8 protein-coding genes are annotated in these 4338 nt (G+C 71.0%); 1 reads left to right on the top strand and 7 read right to left on the bottom strand.

Translation table 11 applies throughout. The annotated features are described in order from the left end of the window. A partial coding sequence (locus AC2W7J_RS16275) for a C40 family peptidase (RefSeq protein ID WP_485983677.1) occupies positions 1–430 on the top strand: 430 nt, incomplete at its 5' end. 68 nt (positions 431–498) lie between these two features. Here AC2W7J_RS16275 and mnhG read toward each other — a convergent pair. The 7 genes from mnhG to AC2W7J_RS16310 all read right to left on the bottom strand — a co-directional run. Beyond that, positions 499–885 (bottom strand): monovalent cation/H(+) antiporter subunit G, encoded by a 387-nt coding sequence (gene mnhG, locus AC2W7J_RS16280; protein WP_427802857.1) that lies wholly within the window; start codon positions 883–885, stop codon positions 499–501. Further along, a complete protein-coding gene (locus tag AC2W7J_RS16285; protein ID WP_255185211.1) occupies positions 882–1148 on the bottom strand; it encodes an MrpF/PhaF family protein in 267 nt (88 codons plus the stop codon). Before AC2W7J_RS16285 ends, mnhG begins: the two co-directional genes overlap by 4 nt. Next, positions 1145–1711, bottom strand: coding sequence for a Na+/H+ antiporter subunit E (locus tag AC2W7J_RS16290; protein ID WP_255185212.1), 567 nt, complete (start codon positions 1709–1711; stop codon positions 1145–1147). The genes AC2W7J_RS16285 and AC2W7J_RS16290 overlap by 4 nt, the downstream gene beginning before the upstream one ends. Next, positions 1708–1869 (bottom strand): hypothetical protein, encoded by a 162-nt coding sequence (locus AC2W7J_RS16295; RefSeq protein ID WP_485983680.1) that lies wholly within the window; start codon positions 1867–1869, stop codon positions 1708–1710. Before AC2W7J_RS16295 ends, AC2W7J_RS16290 begins: the two co-directional genes overlap by 4 nt. An 89-nt stretch (positions 1870–1958) precedes the next feature. Next, on the bottom strand, positions 1959–3341 hold the full coding sequence (locus tag AC2W7J_RS16300; protein WP_485983682.1) for a Na+/H+ antiporter subunit D: 1383 nt from the start codon (positions 3339–3341) through the stop codon (positions 1959–1961). Next, on the bottom strand, positions 3338–3781 hold the full coding sequence (locus AC2W7J_RS16305) for a Na(+)/H(+) antiporter subunit C (RefSeq protein WP_341012925.1): 444 nt from the start codon (positions 3779–3781) through the stop codon (positions 3338–3340). The genes AC2W7J_RS16300 and AC2W7J_RS16305 overlap by 4 nt, the downstream gene beginning before the upstream one ends. Next, positions 3778–4338 (bottom strand): MnhB domain-containing protein (locus AC2W7J_RS16310; protein WP_485983684.1); only part of this gene is annotated, 561 nt, incomplete at its 5' end. The genes AC2W7J_RS16305 and AC2W7J_RS16310, both read right to left, overlap by 4 nt.

The raw sequence follows: 4338 nt of genomic DNA on the forward strand, positions 1-4338 counted from the left end.
GCGCCAGCCGCTCGCAGGAGCGTCCGAGGCCCCCGCGACCACGCCGGCCCCGGCCAGCACCCCCGAGCCGACGCAGGCTCCCTCCGCGCCGGCCCCGACCTCCGGTGGCGTCATCGCGATCGCCAAGCAGTACATCGGCACCCCCTACGTCTACGGCGGCTCGACCCCCGCGGGCTTCGACTGCTCCGGCTTCACGCAGTACGTCTTCGCCAAGGCCGGCAAGTCCATCCCGCGCGTGACCACCGCCCAGCAGGCCGCCGCCACCCCGGTGTCCAGCCCGCAGCCCGGCGACCTGGTCTTCTTCGGCTCCCCGTCGTGGCACGTCGGCATCTACGTCGGCGACGGCATGATGATCGACTCGCCGCGCACCGGCTCGACGGTCTCGATCCGTCCGATCTTCGACGGCGTCTCCGGCTACGGCCGCGTCTGAGCGGACCACCGCGCCACACGAAGGGGGCTGGGCCAGCGACATGCTGGCCCGGCCCCCTTCGTCGTGCTCTAGGCCTCCGTCTCGGGCTGCTGCTCCGCCTCCCGCGCCTTCATCCGGCGGTAGGCGGCGCCGAGCTCGTCGTGGTGGAGCAGGTCGTCCTCGGTGACGCCGGTGCGATAGCCGGCGCGGCCGAGCATGTGCGCGGTGACGGGCGCGGTGAGGGCCTGGGCGCCGAGGACGATGAGCAGCGTGGCGACCGAGGCCCAGGTGCGCACCGTGAGCGCCAGGCCGAGCAGGATGAGCAGCAGACCCAGGGTCTGTGGCTTGGTGGCGGCGTGCATGCGGGCGAAGAGGTCGGGCAGGCGCACCAAGCCGATCGCGCCGACGAGGGCCAGGGTGGCACCGAGGAGCAGGCTGATCGCCCCGGCGAGGTCGAGGATCTGTGCCCAGCTCACGAGGCATCGTCCTTGCGGGCCATGAAGCGGGCGACCGAGACCGACCCGACGAATCCGGTGAGGCTGAAGACGACGAGGATCGGCAGCGTCCCGGCGTCACCGCTGCGCACGATCTGCGTCGCCATGATGCCGATGACGATGACGATGACCACGTCGAGGCTCAGGGCGCGGTCGAGGTTGGTCGGACCTCGCGCGATGCGCACGAGGACCAGGCCGGCGGCGGCGAAGAGTAGCCCGAGTCCGATCGACAGGATGATGCTCATGCGACCTCCTGCGTGCAGATCGAGATCTCCTCGGGGGTGCCGATGGCCCGCACGACCCGGGTCTCGACGGCCAGGACGTCTCGTCGCAGCTCCTCCATGCCCTCCGGCGTGGTGACGTGGAAGCCGTGGACGTAGAGGACGTTGGCGCCGCGTCGGGCCTCGACGACGATCGACCCGGGCACGAGGGAGACGAGCGCGGAGACGATCGTCATGTAGAACTCCGAGTGCGTGCGCATCCGGACCTCGACGATCGAGCCACCCTGGCTGGGGCGGCGGCTCAGGGTGGCGCCGGCGATCTGGACCGCGGCGCTCACGAGGTCGACGAGGAAGCGCCCGATGAGCAGCAGGAGGCGCCACGGGTGGATCCGGCCGAAGTACTGGATCGAGGGCAGCGGGAAGATCTGCGTGACGACCGCGCCGATGATCAGGCCGTTGATGATGTTGCCCAGGGTGATGCGGTCCCAGAGCAGGACCCACACGACGGCCAGGCCGATGATCGCCCGGGGCTGGAAGCCGCCGCGCCGACGGGTCGCCGGGGTCGTGTCGATGGCGGTGTCGCTCACGGCGCCTCCTCGGGCAGGACGGCGCGGACGTAGGCATCGCTGGAGAGCATCTGCCGGGCCGCCGCGTCGGTGTAGGTGAAGAGCGGGCCGGCGAAGAGCGAGAGGCCCAGGCTGAAGGCGACGACCGCGGCGGCCGCGCCCAGCATGAGCGGCGGCATCGGCCGCTCGACCTGGGGTCACCGCCGGGCGGCGGGGCGATCGGGGTCGGAGGGGGCGCTGGGCCGCGCGGCGGCGCCGATGGCGTCGCTCAGCCGCCCGAAGCTCGGGGTGAGCGTCGGCATCTCGAAGGTCTGGTCCTGGCCCTCGACCGCGCGCGCCGCCAGAAGGCGGCGCTCCACGTCTTGGCCACGGCGTAGAGGGTGAGCAGCGAGGTGACGACCGAGCCGACGACGAGCGTCCAGGCGATGATGCTGCCGTCCTGGGTGCCGGCCTGCAGCAGGCCGACCTTGCCGACGAAGCCGGAGAAGGGCGGGATGCCGGCGAGGTTCATCGCCGGGACGAAGAAGAGGGCGGCGAGCACCGGGGTGCTCGCGGCGAGCCCGCCGAGGCGGTCGATGACCGTCGAGCCGCCCACCCGCTCGATGAGGCCGGAGATGAGGAAGAGCGCGGTCTGCACGGTGATGTGGTGGGCGATGTAGAAGATCGCCGCCGACACCCCGGACTCGCTCGCCAGCCCGATGCCGAAGAGCATGTAGCCGATGTGGCTGACGAGGGTGAAGGAGAGCATCCGCTTGATCCCCGGCTGGGCGACTGCCCCGAGGATGCCGATGATCATCGTCAGCAGGCCGGCCCCCATGATCAGGTGGTGCAGCGGTGACTCGGGGAAGAGCAGGAACTGGGTGCGCACGATCGCGTAGACGCCGACCTTGGTGAGCAGTCCGGCGAAAACGGCCGAGACCGGCACCGGCGCCGACGGGTAGGAGTCGGGCAGCCAGGCCGACATCGGGAAGACGGCTGCCTTGATGCCGAAGACGGTGAGGAGCATCAGCTGCAGCGCCAGCGAGACCGTCGGGTCGATCTCGGGCAGTCGAAGGGAGAGCTGCGCCAGGTTGACCGTGCCGGTCGCGGCGTAGACGCCGGCGATCGCCGACAGGAAGAGGAAGGAAGAGACCATCGAGACGATGACGTAGGTCGTCCCCGCCCGGATCCGGGTGCCGCTGCCGCCGAGGGTCAGCAGGACGAAGCTCGCGAAGAGCAGCATCTCGAAGCTGACGAAGAGGTTGAACAGGTCGCCGGCGAGGAAGGCATTGGACACGCCGGCCGAGAGCACGAGATAGGTCGGGAAGTAGATCGCGAGCGGCGAGTCCTCGTCGCCGTCGGCGACGCCCTGCCCGATGGCGAAGACGAGCACGACGAGGATGACGAAGGAGCTGATGAGCAGCATCAGGGCCGAGAGCCGATCGGCGACGAGCGCGATGCCCAAGGGCTCGGACCACGCCCCGAGCCACAGCGCGATGGGTCCGTCGTGGTGGGTGGACCACATGAGGGTGGCGGCGACGGCGAGGCTGGCGGCGAGCACGGCGATGCTGATGGCGACCTGCGCGCGGGGGTGGCGGCGCGCGACGAGGGTGAGGGCGGCGCCGAGCAGCGGCAGCAGCACCGGCATGGGCAGGAGGTTGGCCACGGTCATGCGGTCGCGTCCTCCTCTTCGGCCTCGGTCGTGGACTGGGTGTCGTCGTCGTAGGTGCTGGAGACCTCGTCGCGTTCGGCGAGGCGCTTGATCAGCTCGTCCTCGGCGTCGTCGGGGACGTCGTCGCTGCCGGTGATCCGCCACTGGCGGTAGGCGAGGGAGAGGACGAAGCCGACCGAGGCCAGGGCGATGACGATCGCGGTGAGCACCATCGCCTGGGGGAGCGCGTCGCTCATCTCGTCGGCCGGTCGTGCACCGACGAAGGGGGCTCCCTTCGCCGGTCCGGAGACGACGAGGTAGAGCGTGGCGACGCCGTTGGACGCGAGGACGATGCCGAGGAGCAGGCGGGTGAGCGCTCGCTCGAGGAGCAGGTAGACGCCGGTCGCGATGAGGAAGCCGGCGACGACGACGAGGCTGAGGTTGGGGGCGACGGCGTTCATGCGATGGCCCCGTCCTCTTCGGCCTGCTTGTCGACACCTGCACCGAGCGAGCGGACGACGTCGAGCGCGAGCCCGATGACGATGAGGTAGACGCCGATGTCGAAGAACATCGCGGTGACGAGCTTGACGTGGCCCCAGACGGGGACGTCGAACTCGACGACCGCCGACTGCAGGACGGTGCCGCCGAAGGCGAGCGGCGCGAGCGCGGAGATCGCCGCGACGGCCAGACCGGCCCCGAGGACGAGACCGGCGCTCACCGGGGCGGCGCGGTCGAGCTCGGCGCGACCGCCGGCGAGGTAGCGCACGAGCAGCGCCAGACCGAGGACGAGGCCACCGGCGAAGCCACCGCCGGGCTGGTTGTGCCCGGAGAAGAGGAGGTAGAGCGAGAGCGCGATCATCACGTGGAAGACCAGCCGGGTGGCGGTCTCGAGGATGACCGAGCGGCGCTCGCGGGGGATCGACGCGGTGACCGGGCCCTGGTTGCGCCGGCGGGCTCCACGAGCGCTCGACGTCCTGGGTGCGCACGAAGACCAGGCTGGGCCGATGCCGGTCGCCGG

This window comes from Janibacter sp. CFPM2_SD2 (assembly GCF_057364645.1).

What these genes read in the sequence shown, in the direction of transcription:
- AC2W7J_RS16285 (WP_255185211.1), bottom strand. Translation starts at nt 1,148, where the DNA reads ATGAGCATCATCCTGTCGATCGGACTCGGGCTACTCTTCGCCGCCGCC.
- AC2W7J_RS16295 (WP_485983680.1), bottom strand. Translation starts at nt 1,869, where the DNA reads ATGCCGCCGCTCATGCTGGGCGCGGCCGCCGCGGTCGTCGCCTTCAGC.
- AC2W7J_RS16300 (WP_485983682.1), bottom strand. Translation starts at nt 3,341, where the DNA reads ATGACCGTGGCCAACCTCCTGCCCATGCCGGTGCTGCTGCCGCTGCTC.
- AC2W7J_RS16305 (WP_341012925.1), bottom strand. Translation starts at nt 3,781, where the DNA reads ATGAACGCCGTCGCCCCCAACCTCAGCCTCGTCGTCGTCGCCGGCTTC.